Annotated in this window: 19 protein-coding genes and 1 riboswitch; of the genes, 7 read left to right on the top strand and 12 right to left on the bottom strand. The window is 72.5% G+C overall.

Annotated elements, in window-relative coordinates:
* Positions 1 to 422: 422 nt before the first annotated feature.
* The 5 genes from SPRI_RS22030 to SPRI_RS22010 all read right to left on the bottom strand — a co-directional run bounded on the left by SPRI_RS22030 (position 423) and on the right by SPRI_RS22010 (position 5645).
* On the bottom strand, positions 423 to 1106 hold the full coding sequence (locus tag SPRI_RS22030; protein WP_005316684.1) for a transglycosylase family protein: 684 nt from the start codon (positions 1104 to 1106) through the stop codon (positions 423 to 425).
* Positions 1107 to 1110: 4 nt separating this feature from the next.
* A riboswitch (cyclic di-AMP (ydaO/yuaA leader) is annotated at positions 1111 to 1248 on the bottom strand.
* A 353-nt stretch (positions 1249 to 1601) separates the two neighbouring features.
* Positions 1602 to 2519 (bottom strand): transglycosylase family protein, encoded by a 918-nt coding sequence (locus SPRI_RS22025; RefSeq protein WP_435850079.1) that lies wholly within the window; start codon positions 2517 to 2519, stop codon positions 1602 to 1604.
* Between the two features lie 207 nt (positions 2520 to 2726).
* Positions 2727 to 3980, bottom strand: a complete 1254-nt coding sequence (locus SPRI_RS22020; RefSeq protein ID WP_005316678.1) for a cytochrome P450 family protein — start codon at positions 3978 to 3980, stop codon at positions 2727 to 2729.
* Positions 3977 to 4972: a nucleoside triphosphate pyrophosphohydrolase gene (locus SPRI_RS22015; RefSeq protein ID WP_005316676.1), complete on the bottom strand. Its 996-nt coding sequence runs from the start codon at positions 4970 to 4972 to the stop codon at positions 3977 to 3979. Before SPRI_RS22015 ends, SPRI_RS22020 begins: the two co-directional genes overlap by 4 nt.
* A 22-nt stretch (positions 4973 to 4994) precedes the next feature.
* Positions 4995 to 5645 (bottom strand): SurA N-terminal domain-containing protein, encoded by a 651-nt coding sequence (locus tag SPRI_RS22010; protein WP_005316673.1) that lies wholly within the window; start codon positions 5643 to 5645, stop codon positions 4995 to 4997.
* 330 nt (positions 5646 to 5975) lie between these two features.
* Between SPRI_RS22010 and SPRI_RS22005 the strand changes: the two genes are divergently transcribed.
* The 3 genes from SPRI_RS22005 (at position 5976) to SPRI_RS21995 (ending at position 9375) form a co-directional block, all read left to right on the top strand.
* Positions 5976 to 6926, top strand: a complete 951-nt coding sequence (locus SPRI_RS22005; protein ID WP_005316670.1) for a glycosyltransferase family 2 protein — start codon at positions 5976 to 5978, stop codon at positions 6924 to 6926.
* Entirely contained in the window at positions 6923 to 8233 is a 1311-nt protein-coding gene (locus SPRI_RS22000; RefSeq protein ID WP_005316668.1) for a polysialyltransferase family glycosyltransferase, read from the top strand. The genes SPRI_RS22005 and SPRI_RS22000 overlap by 4 nt, the downstream gene beginning before the upstream one ends.
* 272 nt (positions 8234 to 8505) lie before the next feature.
* A complete protein-coding gene (locus SPRI_RS21995) occupies positions 8506 to 9375 on the top strand; it encodes an alpha/beta fold hydrolase (RefSeq protein ID WP_005316665.1) in 870 nt (289 codons plus the stop codon).
* 13 nt (positions 9376 to 9388) lie between these two features.
* On the opposite strand, the gene SPRI_RS21990 is transcribed toward SPRI_RS21995, so the two are convergent.
* Both SPRI_RS21990 and SPRI_RS21985 read right to left on the bottom strand, forming a co-directional pair.
* Positions 9389 to 9826 carry a GtrA family protein gene (locus SPRI_RS21990; RefSeq protein WP_005316662.1) on the bottom strand — a complete coding sequence of 146 codons (438 nt, stop codon included), beginning with the start codon at positions 9824 to 9826 and terminating at the stop codon, positions 9389 to 9391.
* Entirely contained in the window at positions 9823 to 10812 is a 990-nt protein-coding gene (locus SPRI_RS21985; RefSeq protein ID WP_005316658.1) for a glycosyltransferase family 2 protein, read from the bottom strand. The genes SPRI_RS21990 and SPRI_RS21985 overlap by 4 nt, the downstream gene beginning before the upstream one ends.
* Positions 10813 to 10936: 124 nt before the next feature.
* Here SPRI_RS21985 and SPRI_RS21980 point away from each other — a divergent pair, with 124 nt between their 5' ends.
* Together SPRI_RS21980 and SPRI_RS21975 are read left to right on the top strand one after the other, a co-directional pair.
* A complete protein-coding gene (locus SPRI_RS21980) occupies positions 10937 to 13450 on the top strand; it encodes a YfhO family protein (protein ID WP_053557208.1) in 2514 nt (837 codons plus the stop codon).
* A gap of 49 nt (positions 13451 to 13499) precedes the next feature.
* Positions 13500 to 14402, top strand: a complete 903-nt coding sequence (locus SPRI_RS21975) for a class I SAM-dependent methyltransferase (protein WP_053557769.1) — start codon at positions 13500 to 13502, stop codon at positions 14400 to 14402.
* 57 nt (positions 14403 to 14459) lie between these two features.
* Here SPRI_RS21975 and SPRI_RS21970 read toward each other — a convergent pair whose 3' ends face one another.
* The 3 genes from SPRI_RS21970 to SPRI_RS21960 all read right to left on the bottom strand — a co-directional run bounded on the left by SPRI_RS21970 (position 14460) and on the right by SPRI_RS21960 (position 18848).
* A complete protein-coding gene (locus SPRI_RS21970) occupies positions 14460 to 15968 on the bottom strand; it encodes a serine/threonine-protein kinase (protein ID WP_053557207.1) in 1509 nt (502 codons plus the stop codon).
* Positions 15965 to 16705, bottom strand: coding sequence for a hypothetical protein (locus SPRI_RS21965; protein ID WP_053557206.1), 741 nt, complete (start codon positions 16703 to 16705; stop codon positions 15965 to 15967). Before SPRI_RS21965 ends, SPRI_RS21970 begins: the two co-directional genes overlap by 4 nt.
* Before the next feature lie 100 nt (positions 16706 to 16805).
* Positions 16806 to 18848, bottom strand: coding sequence for an N-6 DNA methylase (locus SPRI_RS21960; RefSeq protein ID WP_182327954.1), 2043 nt, complete (start codon positions 18846 to 18848; stop codon positions 16806 to 16808).
* Positions 18849 to 19109: 261 nt separating this feature from the next.
* Here SPRI_RS21960 and SPRI_RS21955 point away from each other — a divergent pair, with 261 nt between their 5' ends.
* Positions 19110 to 19916 (top strand): DUF4190 domain-containing protein, encoded by an 807-nt coding sequence (locus tag SPRI_RS21955; protein ID WP_005316636.1) that lies wholly within the window; start codon positions 19110 to 19112, stop codon positions 19914 to 19916.
* Positions 19917 to 20076: 160 nt separating this feature from the next.
* Here the strand turns inward: SPRI_RS21955 and SPRI_RS21950 are convergent, their stop codons facing one another.
* Together SPRI_RS21950 and SPRI_RS21945 are read right to left on the bottom strand one after the other, a co-directional pair.
* Positions 20077 to 20823 carry a GNAT family protein gene (locus SPRI_RS21950; RefSeq protein WP_005316633.1) on the bottom strand — a complete coding sequence of 249 codons (747 nt, stop codon included), beginning with the start codon at positions 20821 to 20823 and terminating at the stop codon, positions 20077 to 20079.
* A gap of 89 nt (positions 20824 to 20912) precedes the next feature.
* Positions 20913 to 21683 carry an HNH endonuclease family protein gene (locus tag SPRI_RS21945; protein WP_005316631.1) on the bottom strand — a complete coding sequence of 257 codons (771 nt, stop codon included), beginning with the start codon at positions 21681 to 21683 and terminating at the stop codon, positions 20913 to 20915.
* A 249-nt stretch (positions 21684 to 21932) separates the two neighbouring features.
* On the opposite strand from SPRI_RS21945, the gene SPRI_RS21940 reads away from it, so the two are divergent.
* Entirely contained in the window at positions 21933 to 23222 is a 1290-nt protein-coding gene (locus SPRI_RS21940) for an SGNH/GDSL hydrolase family protein (protein ID WP_238996242.1), read from the top strand.
* Positions 23223 to 23367: the final 145 nt, after the last annotated feature.

Raw genomic sequence — 23367 nt, 5'->3', positions numbered from 1 at the left:
TTCCGAGCCAAGAGGTCACCCGCCCGCCGTGAGCGGGTCGCCACTCCCGGAGGGAAGAGGTCACCGCCCGGCGCGGGCGAGTCAGCGCCTCCGGTACGGACGCGCCCTGGCCCCGCACGAGCACTCGCCTCTTGCGGAGCGAAGAGGTCACCCCCGCGCCAGCGGGACGCCGCTCCCGGCGGTGGACGGGTCTCCGCGTCGGCGCGGAGTGTTCGCCGCTCCCGTCGGGGTGAAGCGGTCAACCGCCGGGCGTGGAGCGCTCGACGGTTCCGGCGCGTCGCCGGGGGAGCGGGGGCGGGACCCGGCGCCGCGCGTGTGGGGGAAGGCGGGCCGCCGGAGGGGCGGGACATGCCGCGGCCCGGCGCGTTCGGGGGAAGGTGCGCCGGGCCGGGGCAGATCGGGTCCCGCGGTGCGGGAGGGGGTCAGCTCAGGTGGAGCTGCTGGCCCGGGTGGATCACGTCGGCGTCCTCGACGATGTCCTTGTTCAGCTCGAAGAGCTTCTCCCAGCCGCCCTTGACCTTCTCGGCCTCGGCGATCTTGCTCAGGGTGTCGCCGGCCTTGACCTTGTACTCGCCGTCGCCCTTCTTGAAGGACTTGGCCTTCGCGGCGGGCTTCTCGGCCTGCTTCGCCGGGGCCGGGGCCTCGGTGCGCTCGGAGCGCGTGGTGGGGGCCTCGGCGCGCTGCTGGGCCGGCTGGGTGGGCTCGGCCTCGGCGGAGCCGCCGTCGTAGGAGGCGCTGGACAGGCCGACGCCGCAGCTCGGCCAGGCACCCTTGCCCTGGCCGGCCAGGACCTTCTCGGCTATCTCGATCTGCTGGGACTTGGACGCCTGGTCGGCGGTCGCGGCGTACGCGGTGCCGCCGTACGCGGCCCAGGTCGAGGCGGAGAACTGCAGGCCGCCGTAGTAGCCGTTGCCGGTGTTGATGGACCAGTTGCCGCCGGACTCGCACTGGGCGACGGCGTCCCACTCCGAGGCGGTGGCGGCGGAGGCGGTGCCCGCACCGAGCAGCGGTGCGGCGACGGCCGCACCGGTGATGCCGACGAAGGCGGCGATACGGGTCGCCCTGGAAGCGCGGCGGTGCTTGGCGTTGCCGGAAGAACGCAGCATGGAGCTATCTCCTCACCGACGCCTACGAGGTGAGCTGTCGGGTTCGGGCCTGTGAGTTGCCCGGCCGCACGTCACTGACGCGCGGTCTTCACCCCCAGCCGGTTCCGTTCCGCCGGTCTGCACGGTCCGGCCGACCTCTACGTACGGTCGGCCTCTCGCGTTCTCGACTCACGGGCCCGGCACTTACCTTGGGTCCCCCGCTCCTGCCTTCGGCGCTCTGAGCGACGACTGTTCCCCCCGACCGACGGCAGGATTCGGCGTATCGGTCGACGGTGCCCGCGATGGCGAACGGTTCAGACGGTAGACACACGACTCCCCGATGTTCAAAGTCGAACATCGGGGAGAAATCGCCCGAACCGGCCACCCACGCATGTCCGTTTTCGCAGGTGAGGGGCGGAGTGGGCGAATTCGCGGGCGGATTTGCTCCAGTTGCAGCAAAGAGACGCTTGTCTCACTCGCACACAACGGACATAAGACCGCGAAACGCCACGCGAACTAGCCCTGCAGCAGGCCCAGATCGAGGCTCTGACCGGGAAGGATGAGGTCGGGGTCGGCCCCGACGGTCTCCTCGTTCGCCTCGTAGAGCGCCGGCCATCCACCGGGCACGTCCTTCTCGGCGGCGATGTCGCACAGGTTGTCGCCGGGCTGAACGGTGTACGCGTCGGAGCCGGTTGCCTCGTCGACGCCGTTACGGCCGGAACTGTCACCGCGTGAGGCGTGACGACCGCTTTCGCGGCCCTCTTCCGTATTGCCCGTTTCTGCCTCGTCGTCCGCGGGCGCGCCGCGGTGCTTGCCGCCGCCGCTCGTCGCGTCGTCGGAAGGAGCCGTACCCGCGGCGCCGTCGTCCGTACCGGGAGCCTCCGGAGCGGTGGTGGCCCCGTCCTTGGTGTCCGGCGTGCCACCGGCGTCACCGGAGGGCTCGGAGCTGTCCGTGGCGTCCGGCGCGCCTGCGTCCGGCCCTTCGGAGGAGTCCTCGGGGGTCCCGCCGTCCGTGGCGTCGGCCGGCGCGTCCGTGCCGGAGGCGTCCTCGGACGGCTCGGCGACCGGCGCCCCGCTGTCCTGCGGCAGGGGGAGGATGCCGGGGTCGACGCCGGTGTCGGCGCCGTCGTCGACGAGCCCCGCGAGCGGACCGCAGGCGGGCCACGCCTGCGGACCCTCGGCGGCGAGCACCTTCTCGGCGACCGCTATCTGCTGCGAACGGCTGGCGAGGTCGGCGCTCGGCGCGTACGCGGTGCCGCCGTACGCGGCCCAGGTCTCCTTCGAGAACTGCAGTCCGCCGTAGAAGCCGTTGCCGAAGTCGGCGCTCCAGGCGCCGCCGCTCTCGCACTCCGCGACACGGTCCCACGTGCTCGCGTCCGCGGCGGAGGCCGAGCCCGCGCCGAGCAGCGGAATGGCGATGGCCGAACCGGTCACCCCTGCCGCGACGATGAGGGCCGGAGCCTGGCGGGGTCGGCGGTGTCGTCCGTTCCCGGAGAGCATGCGGTTGCCTTTCGCGTGACAGCTGGGAAACCTGCGGCCTGCTGTTGCATGCCGAGTCGACGGTGAACGTAGCCGTATTCGAACGCGAGTCACAAGTCGATGCAGCGGATATCACGTGAAAGTCACAGAATTGACGCAGCGTCAGTTTGTTTGCGGTGTGAACTCAACGGGCAGAGTGCGCAATCCACGCATGATGAGTCCCCCACGCCACCGCAAATCGGCCGGATCTCCCGCAAGCCGCAAGTCAGGCATTCTGCGGAGCAGCGTGCCGAGCGCGGTCTGCCCCTCGAGCCGGGCGAGCGGCGCTCCGAGGCAGTAATGGATGCCGTGCCCGTACCCCAGATGCTGGTTGTCGCGCCGGGACAGATCGAGCGTGTCCGGCGCGTCGAAGCGCTCGGGGTCGCGGTCGGCCGCCGCGAGCACGACGAGTACGGGGTCGCCGGCCCCGATCCGCTGCCCTCCGACGGTGAGCGGCTCGGTGGCGAACCGCCATGTCGCGAGCTCCACCGGCCCGTCGTAGCGCAGCAGTTCCTCCACCCCGGTGGCGAGCAGTTCGCTCTCGCCCGCGGCGAGCGAGGCCTGGAGGCGCTCGCGCTGGCCGGGGTTGCGCAGCAGCGCGTACACCCCGTTGCCGATGAGGTTCACCGTGGTCTCGAAGCCGGCGAAGAGCAGGATGAAGGCCATCGCCGCGGCCTCGTTCTCGGTGAGGTGCTCGCCGTGGTCGGACGCCTTGATGAGCCCCGAGATGAGGTCGTCCCCCGGCTCCTCGCGCTTACGGTGGATCAACTCGGCGAGGTATCCGCGCATCTTCTTCACAGAGCGGGCGACGCCGCCGCGCGGCCCGCCGCCGTGGCGGATCATCATCCCGGCCCAGTCACGGAAGTCGTCCTGGTCCTCGCGCGGGACGCCGAGCATGTCGCAGATGGCGTAGATGGGCAGCGGGAACGCGAACTCGTGGATCAGGTCCGCCTCCCCCTTCTGCGCGAAGGAGTCGATGAGCCGGTCCGTCAGCTCCTGCACCCGCGGCGCGAACTCGGCCACACGGCGCGGTGTGAACGCCTTGGAGACCAGCCGGCGCAGCCGGGTGTGGTCCGGCGGGTCGATGTTCAGCAGATGCGTCATCAGCTCTGCCTTGCGCTCGCCGGGGATGCCCGTCTTCCCCTTGGCGTGCGCCGGTTCGTCGTGGTGCGCCGGGTTCTTGGAGAGCCGCTGGTCGGCGAGGGCCTGCTTGGCGTCGGCGTAGCGGGTGACCAGCCACGCCTCCACGCCGCTGGGCAGCCGGGTCCGGTGCACCGGCGAGTGCTCGCGCAGCCAGGCGTAGGCGGGGTAGGGGTCGGTCGCGAACTCCCAGGTGAAGAGTTCGGGAGCGGCGTTCCGGTCGGTCGGGTCGTTCACCCCTCGACGTTACCGGGGTGGCCCTCCGCCACGCGGATCGCGTCCCGGTACGCGCGGGCCGCCGCCCGCAGCGCGGCCTCGGGGTCGACGCCCGCCGCCTCCGCGCGCACGGCGAGGGCGAGCAGTTCGTAGCCGACGCCCTGCCCGGCGGGGAGGGGGACGTCGAGGCCGGCCGTACGGACCCGGGACGCGAGCTTCGCCGCGAGCGCCAGGCCCGGCTGGCCGAGCGGGACACCGTCGGTCACCGAGTCGCGCTGCTTCTCGATCGCCTTGGTGCGCAGCCAGTGCGCCTTGACCTCCTCGGGCGTCGAGGCGGTCTCCTCGCCGAAGACATGGGGATGGCGGTGGATCAGCTTCTCGACGATCGTGCCCGCGACGTCGTCGATGGAGAACGGCTCGTCCTCTTCGCCGGGGCCGCCCTCCTCCGCGATCCGCGCGTGGAAGACGACCTGGAGCAGTACGTCGCCCAGTTCCTCGCGCAGCTCGTCCCGGTCACCGTCCTCGATGGCCTCGACGAGCTCGTACGCCTCCTCGATGCCGTACTTGGCCAGACCCTTGTGGGTCTGCTGCGACGACCAGGGGCACTCGCGCCGGATGCGGTCCATGACCTCGACGAGGTCGAGCAGCCGCGCGCCGGGCAGGTCGTACGCGCCGGGCAGCAGTTCCAGGTCCGGCATCGACACCCGGCCGGACCCGCCGAGGCGGGCCAGACCGTCGGTCAGGGCCGGCTCGCCCTCGCCGGAGGCCAGCACGACGATCGTGCGGCCTCCCGCGCACGCGTCCACGAGCTCCTGCGCGCTCGGCGCGACGTGCTCGACGGTGACCCCGGCCTCCCGCAGGTACGACAGCTGCCGGTGGTGCGGATCCGCGCACAGCACCCGGTCCGCGGCGTGCAGCGTCCGCCACGCGGGCCAGGACAGCAGTCCGGGCGCGACGCGGTGGCTGGCGGTGAGCAGGACGATACGGCCGACGGCGGGTGCTTCGGTGGTCACACCCCGAACCTACCTCCCGCCGCTACGCACCCGCCTCGACGGGCTGCGCCTCCTGCGAGACCTGGGTGATCCAGGGCGCCTTGTAGGTCCCGAGCTCCAGCTTGGTGTCGTCCCAGGCGCCGTAGCGGGGGTTCACGTCGATGTCGAGGGACTTCGCGGCGGTGGTGAAGGCCGCGTTCAGCTGCTGCTGGCCCTGGGGGCTGTTCTCCGCGCCGATCGCGGTGGCGATCTTGCCGACCAGGATGTCGCGGCGCACCGCGTTCTCGACCTGGTCGGGGGCGACGCCGCGCTGCTGGAGGTACATGGCGGCGAGCTGCTCCTCACCGCCGGACTGCTCGACGAGCTCGTCACGCCCGTCCTGGATCTCCTTGCGGCTGACGCTCACGCCGGCGTCCTGTGCCGCCTTCGCGACCACCCGGTCGACGATCAGGTCGTACAGCTTGGCCCGGCCGAGCTGCCCGCTGTCCTTGATCAGCTGCGCGGACTGCGGCGCCGCCTGCTGCGCCTCGCGTACGTCCCGGACCTTCGCCTGGACGGTGGACACCTCGATCCGCTGCCCGCCGACGACGGCGGCGGTCCCGGGGTGCGCGTCGGTGCCGCAGGCGGCGAGGAGCGGCGCGGCGGCGATGAGCGCGGCGGAGACGGTGAGCGCGGTGCGACGACGGCGGTGCAAAGGGGCCTCCCGGCATGATTGTGCTTCGGTGCACAAGGCCTTGCGGTGATCGATGTTAGGCACTGGAAGTGGCGTGGGCCACTGATTCGCCAAACGATTCGGCGGGAGGCCGGGATGCGGGCGGAACTCCCCCTCGTCCCGGTGGGCGGACCGGCCCTGCGAGGGTGCCTGCCCCGAACGACCGGAACGGGGCGCCGGCCACCCTCCGGGGCCGCGCTCCGCACGCTGCCGGGAGCGCCCGCACGGCTCCCCCCGACGCTCATCCGGCGTTCACCTTCCGCTCACGCCCGCGTCAGAGGCCGCTCCACCGGCCGCCCGTACCCTCGCCCGGTGACCACGCTCTCTGTCATCGTCCCCTGCTACAACGTCTCCGCGTACATAGCCGATACGGTGGCCGGCCTGGTGAACAACGCCCGGGACGACTTCGAGTTCATCTTCGTCGAGGACCGCTCGACGGACGACACGTTCGAAGCCCTCACCGCGCTCACCCGGAGCCTGCCGAACAGCGCCGTCGTCCGGCACGAGGAGAACCGGGGGCTCGCGTCGGCCCGCAACACCGGCATCGACCGGGCCGACGGCCGCCTGATCACCTTCCTCGACGGCGACGACTGGCTGGGGCGGGGTCATCTGGCGGCTCTCGTCGAGGCGATCGACCGGCTCGGCGTGGACTTCGTCCGCACCGACCACGTCCAGGTGACCGGTTTTCAGCGGAGCCTCCAGCGGGCTCCGGAGGGACGGCGGGACACGCCGCTGGACCCGCGCTCGTCGATCCTGCCGGTCGGCGAGTCGAGCATGGTCGACTACCCGTACGCCTGGGCCGGCGTCTACGACGCCTCCCTCCTCGACCGCGGCATGCTGCGGTTCACGGACGGACTGCGCACGGCGGAGGACCGGCCCTGGATCTGGCAGCTGCACCGGAACGCCGAGTCCTACGCGGTGGCCTCGCTGCACCAGGTCTTCTACCGGCGGGGCGTCGCGGGTTCGCTCACCCAGATCGGCGACGTGCGGCAGCTGGACTTCGTGAAGGCGTTCGACCAGGTGCTGGCCGAGCTCGCCGACGACCCGCAGGCGGACCTGCTGATACCGAAGGCGGTCCGCGGCTACTGCGTCGTCATCGCGCATCAGCTCCGCGACCGGCGGCGCTTCAGCCGTTCCGTCGCCCGGGAGCTCAAGGCCCTCACCGGCGGGGCCCTGCGGCGCATCCCGGAGGCCGAGCTGGAGCGGGCACTCGCCGGGCTCGACGACGAACGGCGCACCATCATCAGAAAGGCCGCCGCATGACCGTCCAGATCTTCTGCGCCGCCACCCAGTACGCGGCGGCCACCGTCACGGCCGCGATCCGGTCCGGCCTGTTCGGTCCGCGGTCAAAGCACCGCCGGATCCTGGTGGTCAGTGACACCTCGGCCGTTCCCGAGCTGGGCACCCCGCTGGACCGGATGTCCGGTTTCGAGGCGCTGCGGCCCGAGTTCGACGAGGTCCGCTCCTGGAACGCGACGATCCACCCGCACCACCCGGCCGGCTGGTCCCCCCGGGCCCAGGACGTCCCGCTGTGGGAGAAGAGCCTGCGGCTCGCCTGGGGGCTGGGCGACGACAAGGTCGAGATCGCCTGCGAGTCCATCCAGGCCAACCCCTCGCGGGCCGTCGCGGCGATCTTCGCGGACAGTCCGCTCCATGTGTACGCGGACGGGCTGATGAGCTACGGGCCCACCCGCAACCAGATCCCGCTGCCGATGAGCAGCCGCATCAGCCGGCTGATCCATCTCGACCTGGTGCCGGGCCTGCGGCCGATGCTGCTGTCCGAGTACGGGGTCGAGCCGGTCGCCGTGCCCGACGCGCAGTTCCGCGCGGTGCTCGGCGAGATCGGTTCGGCCGCGGAGATCGGCCCCGAGCGTCCTACGGCGCTGCTGCTCGGCCAGTACCTCTCCGCGCTGGAGCTGATCAGCCGGGACGAGGAGGAGGAACTGCATCTCGGCATGATCCGCGGGGCCGCGGCCCTCGGGCACCGCGTCATCACCTTCAAGCCGCATCCCAGCGCCCCCGCGGACTCCACGCGCGCCCTGGAGGACCTCGGGACCTCGCTCGGCCTCGATCTGCACATCCTGCGGACGCCCGTGCTCGCGGAGACGCTCTACGAACGGGCCCGTCCGGAACTGGTCGTGGGGTGCTTCTCCACGGCGATGATCACCGCTGCGGCCTTCTACGGCATCCCCGCCGCCCGGGTGGGCACCGAGCTGCTCCTCGAGCGCATCACCCCTTACCAGAACAGCAACCGCGTCCCGCTGACCATCGTCGACGCCCTCGTCCCCGATCTGACCGACACCGGGCGGGCGGGCGGGCCGGTGGACCTCACCGCCGATGTCGGCGGCCTGGTGCGGGCGGTCGGGTACTGCATGCAGTCCGGGTCCCACCCCGGGCTGCGCGAGGAGGCCGCGTCCTTCCTCTCCTCGCTGCCCGAGGAGAGGCTGACCCGCTACTTCAAGCGGCGCAGGCTGACCAGCCTGGGTCTGCCGGGGGCCACGCCGCCCGTCCGGGGCGAGGCGCTGCGCCGGAACCCGGTGCTGCGCAAGGTGGCGCGCCGGATGCGCTGAGCCGCCCGGGCCGTACCTGTCCGTGCCCCGCGGGTCCTGGACGACACCGCTGGTGAACCCTGCCCGTCGTCCTGCGGTCGGGCTGTGGTGTCCACGGCTCCCGCGGGGGCAGGAGGAAGACGGTGCCGGTTCAGCGCTCGCCGAGCGGGAGGACCGGCTCGCGCAGCCTGTCGGCCCGTGATCCTCGTGGGCGACCGCGGGTTTCCCTCGGCCGACGGGTGCGCCGATGGGTGCAGTGGGCGGCGCAGCAACGAGGGCGGGAGGTCCGGGCCTTGTTCGACGGCTTCGAGGCAACGCGGGTTCAGGTCGGTGAAGCATCGATTTTCGTCCGCTACGGCGGGGAAGGGCCGCCGGTGGTGCTGCTGCACGGCCATCCCCGGACATCCGGGACCTGGCATCGCGTCGCCCCGCTCCTCGTCCGGCGAGGTTTCATCGTGGTCTGTCCCGATCTCCGGGGGTACGGCCGGTCCACCGGCCCGGCGCCCACGGCGGACCATGCCGGGTACTCCAAGCGGGCCGTCGCCGGTGACGTGGTCGAGGTGATGCGCTCCCTCGGCCACGCCCGGTTCGCGCTCGCCGGGCACGACCGCGGAGGCAGTGTCGCGCTGCGTCTCGCGCTCGATCATCCCGACGCGGTCCTGCGGGTGGCGCTGATCGACTGTCTGCCCCTCACGGAGCACCTGTCCCGCATCACGACCGAGTTCGCCACGCAGTGGTGGCACTGGTTCTTCTTCGCCCAGCCGGACATACCCGAGCGGGTCATCAACGCCGATCCGGACAGCTGGTACCGCGGCGATCCGCAGAGCATGGGGCAGGAGAATTACGACGAGTGGCGCGCGGCCGTGAGGAACCCCGACGTGGTGCGGGCGATGCTGGAGGACTACCGGGCCGGCCTCACCGTCGACCGCCGGCACGAGGAGGACGACCGGGCCGCCGGGATGCGGATCCGGTGCCCGGCGCTGATCCTTTGGTCCCTCCGGGACGACCTCGAGGATCTGTACGGGGACCCGGTGGACATCTGGCGGCAGTGGGCACCGGACGTCCGGGGCCACGGCATCGACTCCGGGCACCACGTGGCCGAAGAGGCCCCGGAAGAGCTCGCGTCGTCCCTTGCGCGCTTCTTCGCCTCGCGGCCCGAATAACCGACCGAAGTGCTCAGCGGGCCGTGGCCTGCTCCGGTTCCGTGTCCTGCTCCGGTTCCGTGTCCTGCCGGGCCGGGGAGCGGTCAGGGCCGAGCATGATGAAACGCGACAGGACGAACGTCAGCGGGATGGCCGCTGCCGCCGCGAGCAGCGGCGCATAGGTGCTGCCGAGGTGCAGCACGTCGACGAGCAGGTACACCCCGCTGGTCGTCACCACGAAGTTCGCCGCGTTGGTGAGCGGGAACAGCAGGAACTTCCGCCACGTCGGCCGGGTGCGGTACGTGAAGTACGAGGTCAGGAAGAACGACCCGACCATGGACAGCAGGAACGCGACCACGTGGGCCGCCACGTACGGCAGGACCGTGAGCAGGGCCAGGTACAGGCCGTAGTACGTCCCGGTGTTCACCAGTCCGACCAGGCCGAACCTGACGATCTGGCCCCGTACCGTCATTTCCCTACCAGTTCCCCCGCGCGCCTGTTCCCGTCGCTGTCCCGTCGGTCGTCCTCCTGTCGGGGAAGGCCGGCGTTGGTCGCCTTCACCAGGAAGTGCGGCCGCCGCTTCACCTCGTAGTAGATGCGTCCGACGTACTCGCCGACCACACCCAGCATCAGCATCTGCACGCCGGCGAGCGCGATGACCGCCACGAGCAGGGTGACATATCCGGGGGTGTCCACGCCGTTCGCCAGGGCGACACCGACGATCCAGGCGGCGTACACCATCGCGACCGCCAGGAGCAGCATTCCCAGATAGATCGCGGCCCGCAGCGGTTTGTTGTTGAAGGAGAGAAGGCCGTCGAGACCGTAGTTGAGGAGCTTTCCGAAGCTCCATTTGGAGCGGCCCTGCTCCCGCACCGCATTCTCGTACTCGAATGTCGTCGTGCGGAATCCGACCCAGGCGAAAATGCCCTTGGAGAAACGGTTGTACTCGGTCAGCTCCAGCACCGCGTCGACGGTGCGCCGTGACAGCAGCCGGAAATCGCCGACCCCGTCCACGAGTTGTACGTCGACGAGCCGGTTGATCAGCCAGTAGTAGGCGCGCGCCGTGACCGTGCGGGAGACCCGGTCGCCCTTGCGGGTGCGCTTGGCGATGACCTGGTCGAAGCCCTCCTCGTACAGCTGGATCATGCGCCGCACGAGCTCGGGCGGATGCTGGAGGTCGGCGTCCATGATGACGACCGCGTCCCCCTCGGCGTGCCGGAGGCCGGCGAGCATCGCCGCCTCCTTGCCGAAGTTGCGGCTGAAGGAGACGTAGCGGGTACGGGAGTCGGCCTCGGCGATCTCCTGGAGGAGATCGAGCGTCCGGTCCTGGCTTCCGTCGTCCACGTAGACCAGCTCGAATTCCTGCCCGAGCAGGTCGAGTTCGGCGGTCACATGGTCGTGGAAGCGGCCGATGATCTCCTCTTCGTTGAAGCACGGGACAACTATCGAGATCAGCACCAGAGAACAACATCCGCCCTGAATGTCGCACGCGGGGTCACGACATGGCGTACAGGCGACCTTTCGGTGAACTGGTCTTCTCGCAGGGTGATTTCCAGATCTCTGCTGGCATATTCGACACATCATGTGGACCATGCCCTCCGCGCGCGGCCGTGCCGCCGGTCTCGCCGCGCTGATCACCGTCGGCACCGTGTGCGCCGGCGACGCCGTCGCCCGCAGCTTCCCCTTCGGGCCGCACACCCGCAGCGTGAACGACCTCGGCAACCAGTTCGTACCGTTCCACACGCGGCTGTGGGACCTGCTGCACGGGCGGGCCGACGGCGGGGTGCTGCTCAACTGGCAGTCCGGGTACGGCACCAGCTTCCTGCCCGACATCGGCACCTACCTCGGGAGCCCGTTCGCGGTGCTCGTCGGGCTCTTCCCCCGTGACGAGATCGACCTGGCCGTCTACGTGGTCACCCTCGTCAAGATGGCGGCCGCCGCGGCGGCCATGACCTGGCTGCTCACGGCGCTCCACCGGGGCACGGACCGGAGATGGGCGGCCGCCGTCCTCGGCGCCTCGTACGCCCTGTGCGGCTGGTCGGTCGTCGAGGCCTCGTACAACCCGATGTGGCTGGACGGGCTGATCGCCTTCCCGCTGCTGTGTCTCGTCGGCGAATGGGCCCGCCGGGGCAGACGGCCCGTGCTGGGTCCCGTGATCGTCGCGCTGGCGTGGACCGCGAACTTCTACACCGCCTACATGGCGACCCTGGGCGCCGCGCTCGTCCTCCTCCTGCGGCTGCTCCTGGAGGAAACGGAACGCCGGGAGCGGATACGGGCGCTGCTGCGGGCGGTGCGGAGCGTGCTGCTCGGCACCGCGCTCGCGGCGCCCGTGCTCGCCCCCGTCTTCCTGGGCACCCGGCACGCCTATCCCGGCTGGAAGCGGGAGTTCGCGGCGGCCTCCTGGTCGGACGTGTCCGCACGGCTGCTGCCGGCCACCTACAGCTTCTTCACCCCGGCGCTGTTCCTCGGCACGGGAGCGCTGCTGCTGGCCTGCGCGCTGGCCTTCCACCGCGCGGTGCCCGGTCGCGAGCGGCTGGCCTGGGCCGGCCTGGTGGCGGCGGTGGCCCTCTCGCTCCAGTGGGCCCCCACGCATCTGCTGTGGCACGCCTTCGCGACGCCCAACGGCAGCCCGTACCGGCAGACCTTCGTGCTCGCCGGTGTGACCGTCATCGCGGCGTGGACCGCCGTCGCCCGCGCCTGGCCCGGCCGGCGGGCCCTGCTCGGCGGCGGCGCCGTGCTCCTCGCCGTCACGGCCGCCGCGTCCTTCAGCCCTCTGGTCACCCGGTGGACGTACCCGCTGTTCGCCGCCGGGCTGCTCGCCGTCGTGGGCGGGCTGCTGGTCGCCCGCCGCGGCGGGCGTACGGCGCCGCTCGCCGCCGTCCTGCTGATCGGCGCCCTGGCGGGCCAGGCCGCGGCGACCACCGCCTACGCGGACCGGCAGCGCCTGAACCGCCTCGACGACTACGCGCCCTGGGGCACGCGCCAGCAGGAGCAGGCGGACGCCGTCGAAGGGGCCGACGGCTGGCCCCGCTACCGTACGGACCCCGGCCGTGAGCAGACCACGGCCAACGACCCGATGGCCGTCGGCGGCCAGGGCGCGGCCTACTACAGCAGCCACACACCCGCCGTGCTGACGCGCACGTTCCTCGCCCTCGGGAGCGGCTGGACCTCGGGCGGCCGGGCGATGCACAGCCTCGACAACCCCGTCACCGACGCGGTCTTCTCCGTCGGCGCCCGCGTGCACGTGCCACGCGACCCGCACCAGGGCTGGACCAGACCCGACGACAGGCCCACGGCGGTGACGCGGCAGGAGGTCCCGCCGCTGGTGACGGTGCGGCCCGCCCTGCCGGACGGCCTCCGCCTCGGCCGCTCCCCCTACCGCAACCAGGAGAAGCTGCTCGGCGCCGCCGTCTACACGGTCCCCGCGACCCGGCTGCGCACCGGGGCGGGGGCCGCCGTCCCCGACCAGGACCGCTTCGACCACCGGTTGGCGCCCGGCCGCTACACCCTGACGGCCCGCTGCCCCGCCGGCAGCGAGGTCTTCCTGTGGGCGCCGGACCTGTTCGGCACGGCCCGGCTCGGGGCGGGCGAGCTCGTCGACTTCCGCGGCGAACTCCCCGGACGGCGCGCCGCGATGGCGGGCCTCGGACGCACCGGCGACGGACAGGTGACCGTGTCGCTGCGCGCCGCGCGGGCCGGGACCCTGCCCCACGAGACCGTCGGCTGCCTGGACGGGCAACGGCTGTCGGCCGCGGTCGAGCGGCTGCGGAGCACCGGAGCGGTGTCCGTCGACGTCGGTGACAGCGGGGTGCGCGCCGAACTGCCCGCAGGGCCGGGCGGAACGGCCGTGCTCGCCGCGCCGCGGATCGCGGGCTGGAGCTGCGGTGGCCGGCCGGCGGACTCGTACCTGGGGCTGGTGGCGACCCCCGTGGCCGCCGGACAGACGTCCGTGGAGTGTTCGTTCCGGCCACCGGGGCTGCGCGCGGGCCTGTTCGCGGCGGTGGCCGGTGCGATCGGGCTGATCGTCCTCGGCCCGGGCCGCCCGATGCTTTCCCGCCCGCGTCGCCGGGGGGACACCAAGACTTCATCTGCCTAGCACTGGAGCTTGGTGGGCGCGGGGGTTGTTCACGCGTACGTTCCCGGGCATGCCCATTCTCCGCAACCGTCTGACGAAGCGCGCCCTGCGTCCCGCCCTCACCCTGCTCGACCGGCGTGTGAGACGTGGCGTGCAGCCCGATCTCGACACCTTGCGGCGGGAGGTGGCCGAGATGCGGCGGCAGCAGTACGCGGTGGGGCTGCTGCTCGACGGCACGGGCAGAGGCGCGCACCGCATCCCGCCCGCCGCGGAGATCGACCGGCTGGTACGCGAGGTGGGGGACGTCAGCGACCGCGGCGAGCACGCCCGGCGCAGTGTCGTCGTCGCCTTCCGCACCGTGGTCGCGCTGGAGGCGCTCGGGGTGGGGCGGCTGGCGGGCTCCACGTCCAACATCTGCGGCAAGCTCGCGACCGTTCCGCTGCTCTCGCCGCCCAACGGCAACATCCTCGAGATCGGCACCCTGTACGGGCTGTTCGCCTCCGCCCTGGTGCGCATGGTGCACCGGGCGGGCATCGAGCCGGACCTGACGATCGTCGACCCGCTGGCCGGCTCGCAGCTCCAGCCGGGGACCTCGCAGCCCGCCGACCCGACCGGCACCCCGGTGCGGGAGGACGTCGTACGCGCCAACCTGGCGCTGGGCGGCAGCCGTTCCGCCCTCCAGGCCCGTATCCAGCAGGGATTCTCGTCCGATCCGGAGATCCGTGAGGCCGTCTCCGACCGGGAGTACGGGGTGATCGTCGTGGACGGCGACCACTCCATGGAGGGTGTCGCCGCCGACCTCGAGTGGGTCGAGAAGATCATCGCCCCGGGCGGGATCGTGGTCCTCGACGACTACGGCGACAAGGCGTGGCCCGGTGTCCAGGAGGCCCTGGACAAGCACCTGGCCGGTGGCACGTCCCGGCTGCGGATGCTGGGGAGGGTGTCCACCTCGGCCTTCCTGCGGGCGGACTGAGCCGGCGCCGGCCGCCAGGGCCCGTTGGGCCCTGCCCTGTCCGTCCCGCCCTGCTCGTCAGCCCATGCGGAACTGCTGCTGGCGCTCCAGCGCCCGCCGTACCTCCGCCGCCAGCGGGTGGTACGGGCCGTACGCGCGCTCCGCGTCGTACAGCAGCGACCGGAACTGCTGCTGCGCCGCCGTGTGGTCGCCCACCGCGAGCAGCAGGTGGCCTATGCGGTGGCGCACCTGGAGCGCGCGGTCCGGCTCCGAGCTCTCGTAGTACGGCAGGACCGCGCGGTACTCGGCCACCGCGGCGGCCGCCTCGCCGAGCTGCTCCAGGCAGTGGGCCGCGTCGTAGCGGTACTGCAGCGTCTGGGCGTCCGACGGGCCGGCCTCCGCGGTCCTGTCGTCGGCGAGGCGGCGCAGCTCGGGCAGGGCCCGGCGGTACTGGCCGTCGTCCATCAAGGTCGCCGCGTACTGCTTGCGCAGGATGCGGACGACGGGCGAGTGCTCGCCGTGCTCCGCCGCCGCGGCCGGGAGGATGCCGCCGAGGATGTCGACGGCCTGGGTGATGCTGCCCTCGCCGAGGAGACGCTTGACCTCGTCGACGGCGCCCGCGACATCGGCCTTCGGCGCAGGGGCCACCGGCGGCGCGGCGGGGGCCGGCGCGGCGCCCGCCCGGTCCGGCCACGGGGCGTGCGGGCGCAGGAACGGGCGCGTAGGGTCGAGCGGCCCGCGGGGCTCGCCGCGCTGGGGCAGCAGCGGGACCAGTGCCTCGTACACCTCCTGCGCCCCGGAAGGACGGTGCTGCGGGTCCTTGGCGAGCAGCCGCAGGACGAGCGCCTCCAGCGGCTCGGGGACCTCCGGGCGCAGCTGCCGGACCGGCAGCGGCGGCTCGTGGAGGTGCCGGTGCAGCACGCCGAGGGCCGTGGAGCCGGCGAAGGGGACGTTCCCGCTGAGGAGTTCGTGCAGCAGGACGCCCAGCGCGTACAGATCGGTGTACGGGCCGACGGCGCCGCCCATCGCCTGCTCGGGGGCCATGTAGGCGGGGCTGCCGATGGGCGAGCCGGTGTGGGTGAGCCGGGTGGTGTCCGTGTCGATGACGGAGGCCACGCCGAGGTCGAGGACGGTGAGCGTGCCGTCGGGCTTCACCATGACATTGCGGGGCTTGAGGTCGCGGTGGACGATCGGCACGGCGTGCACGGCGCCGAGGACCGCGCACAGCTGGGCGGCGACGCCGACGGCCCACTCCCACGGATACGGGTCGTGCTCCGCGAGATGGTCGGCCAGGTCGGCGCCCTCGACGTACTGCATCACCAGGTAGAGGTCGTCGCCGTCGCTGCCGGCGTCGTGCACGGTGACCAGGCCGGGGTGGCACACCTGGGCCGTCACCCGGCACTCGCGCACGAAACGCCGGCGCATCTCGTCGGCCGCGGTCGCCGCGGCCATGTGGTCGGGGCGCAGCAGCTTGACGGCGACACGGCGGTCGAGACGCCCGTCGTAGGCCGTCCAGACCTGGCCCATGCCGCCCTGGCCGACGAGCGCGGACAGTTCGTAACGTCCCCCGACGACCCGTCCGTTCACTTGCCCTCTTCCTTGCGGAGCAGGTCGCTGAGCTCGTCGAGCTCGGCGCGGACCTGGTCGATGCGGGGCGTGGCCCCTCCGCCGGTTCCTGCGGGGGCCGCCGGGCGGCCGGCGGAGGGCCGTGCGACGGGCGGGAACGCCGGCGGGGACGTGGAGGAGGGCACGGCCGCGGACGGCGACACGGGACCGGCCGGCTCGGGCGGGACGGGGGGCGCCGCCGACACGGGCGGGTAGCCGTAGCCGGGGGCGGGGACCACGGGCGCGGCCGACGGCGGGTAGCCGTAGGCCGGGGCAGGCGGCTGCGCCCCGTAGGGCCCGCGCGCACCCGCCACCGGCGGACCGTAGGGCGAGCCGGCGGGCTGCCAGCCGGGACGTGGTTCCTGGTAGTGGCGTATCTCGGCGACCAGATAGTGGGTCGGCACCCCGATCGCGAGCGCGAACAGCACCCCTAGGCAGACGAAGTCGAGCGCCGTCGGGTCCTCCTCGGCCACGGGTGCGGTGCCCGTGGTGCTGAACTCGCCGATGACCACGAAGACCGTGACGGTGAGGGCCAGCGACAGCCAGAACAGCACCCAGTCCGAGCGGCGGCGGCGCACCACCGCGAGCCGGAGCATCGCCGCCCAGGCGAGGAACCCGACGCTCAGCAGCGCGAGCGCGACGAAGACGATGCGCAGGACCACGAGCACCGCTGTCGGTGGGCGCGTGGGCTGCGGCGGCGCATAGCCGTGGCCGTGCATTCTTGTGCTCCTGATGCCTGGGGACGAGGCGTAGGGGACCGAGCGTATACACCGACACCGACAAGGCGTTACGGGTTGTACCGAACGGTTGTCCTCTTCGTCACTCCGGCCGGAGGCTGCCGTCCGTCAGCCCGTCGTACATGCCCTGGACAAGGCGCTCGCCGAGGCGGCCCGCGAGGCGGAGCGCCTCCTCGAATTCGGCGAGGGTGCGGAACCGCTCCCCGTAGCGCCGCTGTTCGGCGAGCGGCAGGCGCGGGATCTGGAGGCGGCGGACGTCGAGGCGGGTCGCGGTGGAGGCGTAGCTGCTGGCCTGGCGCTGGTTGGCGCTGCCCCGCAGGAAGCCCGCGAGGAACCACGGGTCGAGCGTCTGAGGGTCGGGGCGCAGCAGTTGGAGGTTGCGGCCGAGGGCCGCGCCCGCGGTGGCCTCGTCGACGACACGCACGATCGTGCCGGCACCGAGCACGGGAACGACGACGTCGCCCGCCTCGAGGCGCACCGGTTCCTCGTCCGGTCCGTCGGGAAGCGCGCCGGAGGGGGCCTTGCCCGACAGGACGTCCTGCTCGGTGAGGACGGGCACGTCCTCACCGAGGGCGCCGCCGCCGATGCCGCCGGAGTGCATGACGAGTGCGCCGGCCCGTGCCAGTTCGCCCACGGTGGTGCCCGGCCGGTGGACGGGCGCGGCGGCAGGGGACGCCGGCGAGGGCGGCGGCGTCAGCTCACCGGTGCGGCGCAGAGTCTGTGTCAGGCGCTCGCGTACGGCGTCCAGTCCGGCGGCGCCACCACCGGCGGCCGGGGGCGGCAGATGGCGGGCGGGGGCCAGGTCCACGTCGTCGTCGAGCAGTTCGATGACCGGGACGCACCGGCTCACGCCAGGGGTCTCCGGCACGGATCCCTGCCGCTCGAACGGCTGCCAGGCGTCGAGCACCGCGGCGCGGATGGCCTGCCAGTCGAGCCGGTCGCGGCCTGCCGCGGCCGGTTCCGCCGTGGCGGTGTCGACCAGGAGCAGTTCGGGTGACGGGCGTTCGGCGGGGCCGGGCCTGCGCAGCACCCACAGGTGGAGCGGGATGCCGTAGGGGGGCGCGGCCCCGGCCGGGAGGGCGACGACGGCCCGCAGCGCGCCACGGCGCAGCAGTCCGGCGCGGACACGACGCCCTGAGCGGCGGGAGGCGGCGGCCGGCGGCATCAGCAGTACGGCGGTGCCGCCCGGGCGCAGCCGGGCGAGGGCGTGCTGCACCCAGGCCAGTTCCGACTCGGTGCGGGCGGGCAGGCCGTACTCCCAGCGCGGGTCGTAGGCCAGTTCGTCGTGCCCCCAGTTGCGCTCGTTGAACGGCGGATGGCACAGGACGGCGTCCGCGGCGAGCTCCGGGAACGCGTCCGCGCGCAGCGCGTCGCCCGCCGCCGCCCGGACGTCGGCGTCCGTGTGCAGGGCGAGACGCAGGGCGGTGAGCGCGGCCAGGTCGGGGTCGGCCTCCTGGGCGTGGAGCGCGCCGGGGCGGTCGACGGCGCGCAGCAGGGTGCCGGTGCCGGAGGCGGGGTCGAGGACGGTCCCCGCGGGCCCGATCAGCGCGGCCATGAGCGCGGCCGGTTCGGCCGGCGTGAGCGTGTACTGGCGGGGGTTGGCGTCGAGATGCCGTCCGAGCAGGAACTCGAAGGCCTGGCGGGCACCGGTCTCCGCGGCGAGCGCGGCGGCGCCCCGCAGCAGCGGCACGGAGGGCGCGAGCTCGTCGGGGGACGGGGTCCGTACGGCGCGCGGGGCGCCGAAGCGGAACGTGAGCACCTCCTCGAGCGCGCCGGGCAGGACCGCCGCCAGGCGGGCGTCGGACACGGCGCCGAGGGCGGGCCAGCCGGAGGGCCGGTGATGGACGAGGAGGAGGGCGCAGCCGGCGTGGACCAGGGCGGTGACGGCTCCGGCGGGGTGGGCGGACAGCTGCTGCCAGACCCGTTCACGGAGCGGCACCTCGGCCAGTTTCCCCTGGTCGCGCAGCCAGCGTTCGACTTCGGCGAGCGCGAAGGAAGGGCTGGTCTCGGTACCTCCGACGGGCTTGGGGAAATCGGCGTGCCGGCGGCGCCAGTTGCTCACGGCGGCACGGCCGACGCCGGCGAGTCTGGCGATCTCGGCCGCGGTCACCTCGGCCGCGCTCATGTCCGTCGCCGTCGCGTCTGCCGCCGTCGCGTCTGCTGCGGTCACCTCTGCTGCGTTGTCCGGCACCCGGCTGTCCCCCGTCACAGTTCCCTTTGCTGTGTCCGGCACTGTACTCGGGTTCACGCCCACAGGACGCTTCACACGAAGAGATTGAAGGACAGAACACTTCCGTGTTGACTCGGTTCACAAGCTCTGCTGTTATTGACCCAGGCAGAACGGGCCACGGAAGATCGGGCCCGCCACAAACAATGGGGGGGACCCATGTCGCAGTACACCCAGCCGCAGCCACAGCCCGGTCAGTTCGCGGCGCCCGCACCGGCCCGCAACGGCCTCGGCACGGCCGCCCTGGTGCTCGGAATCATCGGCCTCGTCTTCGCGGTCATCCCGTTCCTCTTCTGGATCGGCACGATCCTCGGCCTCCTGGCCCTGATCCTCGGCATCGTCGGCCGGGGCCGCGCCAAGCGCGGCGAGGCCACGAACAAGGGCGTGGCCCTCGCCGGCACCGTGCTGGGCCTGGTCGGGATCATCGTCAGCGTGATCATCGGCATCGTCACCGTGATGGCGGTGGACGACGCGGTCGACGAGATCAACAAGGCCGTCGAGAACACCGCGCCCAAGGACACCACCGCCGGAGGCACCGACGGTGCGGCGGAGGGTGACGCGCCGAAGGACGAGACGAAGTCCCTCGCCGCGGACGAGACGTCCGCCTACGAGGACAACGTCGAGGTCACCGTCTCCGCGCCGAAGCCGTACACGCCCGGCGAGTTCGCGATCGGCCACACCAAGGGCAACAAGGCCTACCAGGTCACGATCACGATCGAGAACGCCGGCAAGGAGAAGTTCGACACGAGCCTCGTCACCGCCGACGCCCGCGCCGGCAAGGACGGTGTGACCGCCGAGCAGATCTTCGACGACAAGGCGGGCACCGGCTTCGAGGGCACGATCCTGCCCGGCAAGAAGGCCACGGTCACGTTCGCCTTCGACGCCCCGGCCGACGCGAAGAACCTGACGGTCGAGGTCTCCCCGGGCTTCGACTACGACGCCTCGCAGTGGGAGCTGACGCTCTGACATCCGCGACGGACGCGGCACGGACACGGAGCCGGGGGCGGCCCGCCGAAAAGGCGGGCCGCCCCCGGCTTGTGCCGTCCCGCCCCGGGGCGCCGACGCGGGCCCCCGGCCGGGGCAGGAGAGCGGGGGCCGCCCGGCCGGACGGCCCCGCATCCGCCTCTCACACCTGGTGGCGCACCCACACGTTCGGCTCGACGTACACCGCGTAACCTCGTTCCGCCTCGCAGAGCACGGGCACCAGCGCGCCCGGGACCTCGACCTGGCCCGTCGTGTCGAACGGGAGCCCCGTCCACTTGCGCCACTGCTCCAGCGATCCGGTGACCGTCATCGACGTCGGGGCCACCTTCTCGATGACGCCGCCGGCCCGTACATGGACACGCAGCCACGGGTCGTGCGGCAGCCCGTCCGCCTCGCGGGTGCGGTAGGCGTACTCACTCATCAGCGCCGACGGCTCGGCGCTCTTGGCGCTCGGACGCACCGGCGCGATCAGGTCACCGAAGCCGTGCCGGCGCGCGTTGTCCCGCATCGCCGCGAGGAGCCGGCCCGATATGCCCTGGCCCTGCCGCTCCTTGGCGACCGTGATCTCGATGGCGCTCATCGTGTCCGGCTTCCGGCCGTGCCGCAGGTCCGAGAAGGCCCAGAGCATCACCTGGTCCCAGCCGCCCGCGGGCAGTTCCCGGCGCCCGTCCACGTCCATGGCCACCGGAACGCTGAACGCCCGCCCGACGACCGTCCCTTCGGCGTCCGTCGCGACCAGCACGTACTCGGGCAGCTCCGCCACGATGCGCCCGATGTAGGCCCAGCCGACGGGGTCGTTGACGATGAACTCCGCCCAGGTGTCGATCATCTGCCACATGGGGCCCTGCAGTTGCGGGCGCTCGGCCAGAGTCGTGATCTCAAGATCCATGGCGCCAGGCTAACGGCGCTCGCGTCCGGTCCCCAGTGGTTAAACGGCCTGTGCCGCTCCCCCCGGCCGGCGCCCCGGGGCCGTACAGGTCATCCGCCGCACTGGGCGAGCATGATCCGTTTGTCGGCGCCGGTCACCGGCAGCTCGTACTTGACCGCGACCTGCGCGAAGCGCACCGCGTAGGAGCAGCGGACGGGCTTGCTGGGCGGCAGCCAGGAGGCGGGGCCGGAGTCACTCTTGGCACTGTTGGCCCTGCCCTCTACGGGCAGCAGGTTCAGCGGGTCGTTGGCCAGTCGGCGCCGCTTCGCCTCGTCCCAGCGTGCCGCGCCCATCTGCCAGCTGTACGACAGCGGAACGACGTGGTCTATCTGCACCTCGGCGGCGTCCTGCTTGCGCCACTCGATGGTCCTGCCGGTGTACGGGTCGTGGATGGTCATCGCCACGACGACGCAGTCGGAGCCGTCACGGAAGGCCAGTTCCTTCCCGTCGCGGGCGAGGAGGTCGTTCCGGGTGTCGCAGCCGTTCCGCGCCAGGGGGACCCCGTCGGCCGTGTCCATCCAGGCGTAGCCGTACTCGTCGCGGTCGTAACCGGTCCTCGGGCCACGCCCCTTGGTGTCCACCTTGCCGATCAGCTCGCGGGCGGCCGCCCGCTCCTGCTCGGTGACGAGGGCGGCGAGACCCGGCTCCGTGCCGCGCGGGTTGGCCAGCGGGCTGGTGCCGCCGGCGGCCGGTGCGCCCCGCGAGGGGCCCCCGTCGCCCTCGGCGCCGCCCTCGTCGATGCCGAGGCCGTCGCAACCGGTGAGCAGCAGTGCCGCGAGCAGTACCGCCGCCCCTCGCCCGACCACTCCGTGTCTGTTCACCGTTCGTACGGTAGTGCCGCGGCCGGGTCTTGCCGACAGTCAGGGTGTTCCCCGTGGGCAGGCCGGCCGGTGCCGAGCGCCGTCGCCCGGTCCGCACCGGGCGCCGCCCGCTCGCCCGCTCGGGTCCGTCACCGCCCAACGGCCGGGGGAATAGCGGGAGTCGATCACCGCTTGACGCCTGCGTGAGGCGCTTTGCTCACAGCACGTTCCTCACATCACGCATCGGACCAAAAAAAGGGGCGGGGACACATGACACGTCGCATGACACCGACGAACTCCTTACGGCGCACCGGCGTCGCACTGCTGGCCGCGGCGGCACTTGCCGTTCTTCCGGTCGTCGGCCCACAGGAGGGTGGCGGTGCCACGGCCTCCGCCGCAGCGGCCGAGAGCGGCGGTCGCGCGTGGCACGGCGGGTGGGCGGCCTCGCCGCAGCCGCCGAGCTCGCAGTTCGCTCCCAACTGGTCGGAGCAGGGCTTCGCCGACCACACGGTCCGGCAGGTCGTGCGGGTGACCACCGGCGGGACCAGGGCCAGGATCGAGCTCTCCAACAGGTACGGGACGACTCCGCTCCGGATCACCGGCGCGACGGTCGCCCGCACCGGTGAGGGCGCCTCCGTGGAGCCCGGTTCCGTCCGCCGGCTGACCTTCGGCAAGGGGCGGTCGGTGACCGTTCCGGCCGGCGGCACCGTGCACAGCGACGGCGTTCCGTTCACGGTCGGGGCGCTGGAGTCGGTGACCGTCACGCTCTACCTGGCGGAGCCGACCGGACCGGCCACCTTCCACTCCTTCGCCTCCGCCACCAGCTACCGCGCGAACGGCGACCACCGGTACGACCGGAGCGGGTCGGCGTTCACGGAGACCAGCGATTCCTGGTACTTCCTCACCGGCGTCGAGGTGAGCGGCGGGACCACGGCCCGCAAGGACGCCGTCGTCACCTTCGGCGACTCCATCACGGACGGCGTCGGCTCCACCCTCGACTCCGACAACCGCTACCCGGACGAGCTGGCCGAGCGTTTCGCCGCCGCCGGCAAGCCGCGCAGCGTCCTCAACCACGGCATCGGCGGCAACCAGGTCACCAAGGACACGGTCTGGGCCGGCGAGAAGGGCGTCACCCGTTTCAAGTTCGACGCGCTGAACGAGCCGAACGTCGGCACGGTCGTCGTCCTCGAAGGCATCAACGACTTCGGCAGCAGCAGCTGGGACGGCTCTCCCGAGGTGTCGGTGGAGCAGCTGATCGAGGGCCACCGTTCGCTGATCCGCCAGGCACACGACCGGGGCGTCAAGGTGATCGGTGCGACGCTGACCCCGGTCAAGGGCTCCTTCTACTACACCCCCGTCAACGAGGCCAAGCGGGAGGCGTTCAACCACTGGATCCGTACGTCGGGCGAGTACGACGCCGTGGTCGACTTCGACCGCGCGCTGGCCGACCCCGCGGACCCGGACCGCATCCTCCCCGCCTACGACTCGGGCGACCATCTGCACCCGGGCGACGCGGGATACCGCGCGATGGCGCAGGCGCTGGACCTGGACGAGCTCTGACCGCGGTTCACGGGCCGGCCGCGACGAGCGCAGCTCGCCACCGGCCGTGACCGGACCGGCTCACCCACCGGCCGTGCCCCACCCGGGCACGGCCGGTGCCGTGTCCGGGCGACGGCCGTGGTGAGCCGGCAACCGCCGGAACCGT

Origin of the sequence: Streptomyces pristinaespiralis, assembly GCF_001278075.1 — a bacterium.
Taxonomy (GTDB): domain Bacteria; phylum Actinomycetota; class Actinomycetes; order Streptomycetales; family Streptomycetaceae; genus Streptomyces; species Streptomyces pristinaespiralis.
This window is presented reverse-complemented; position numbering and strand designations above follow the sequence as displayed.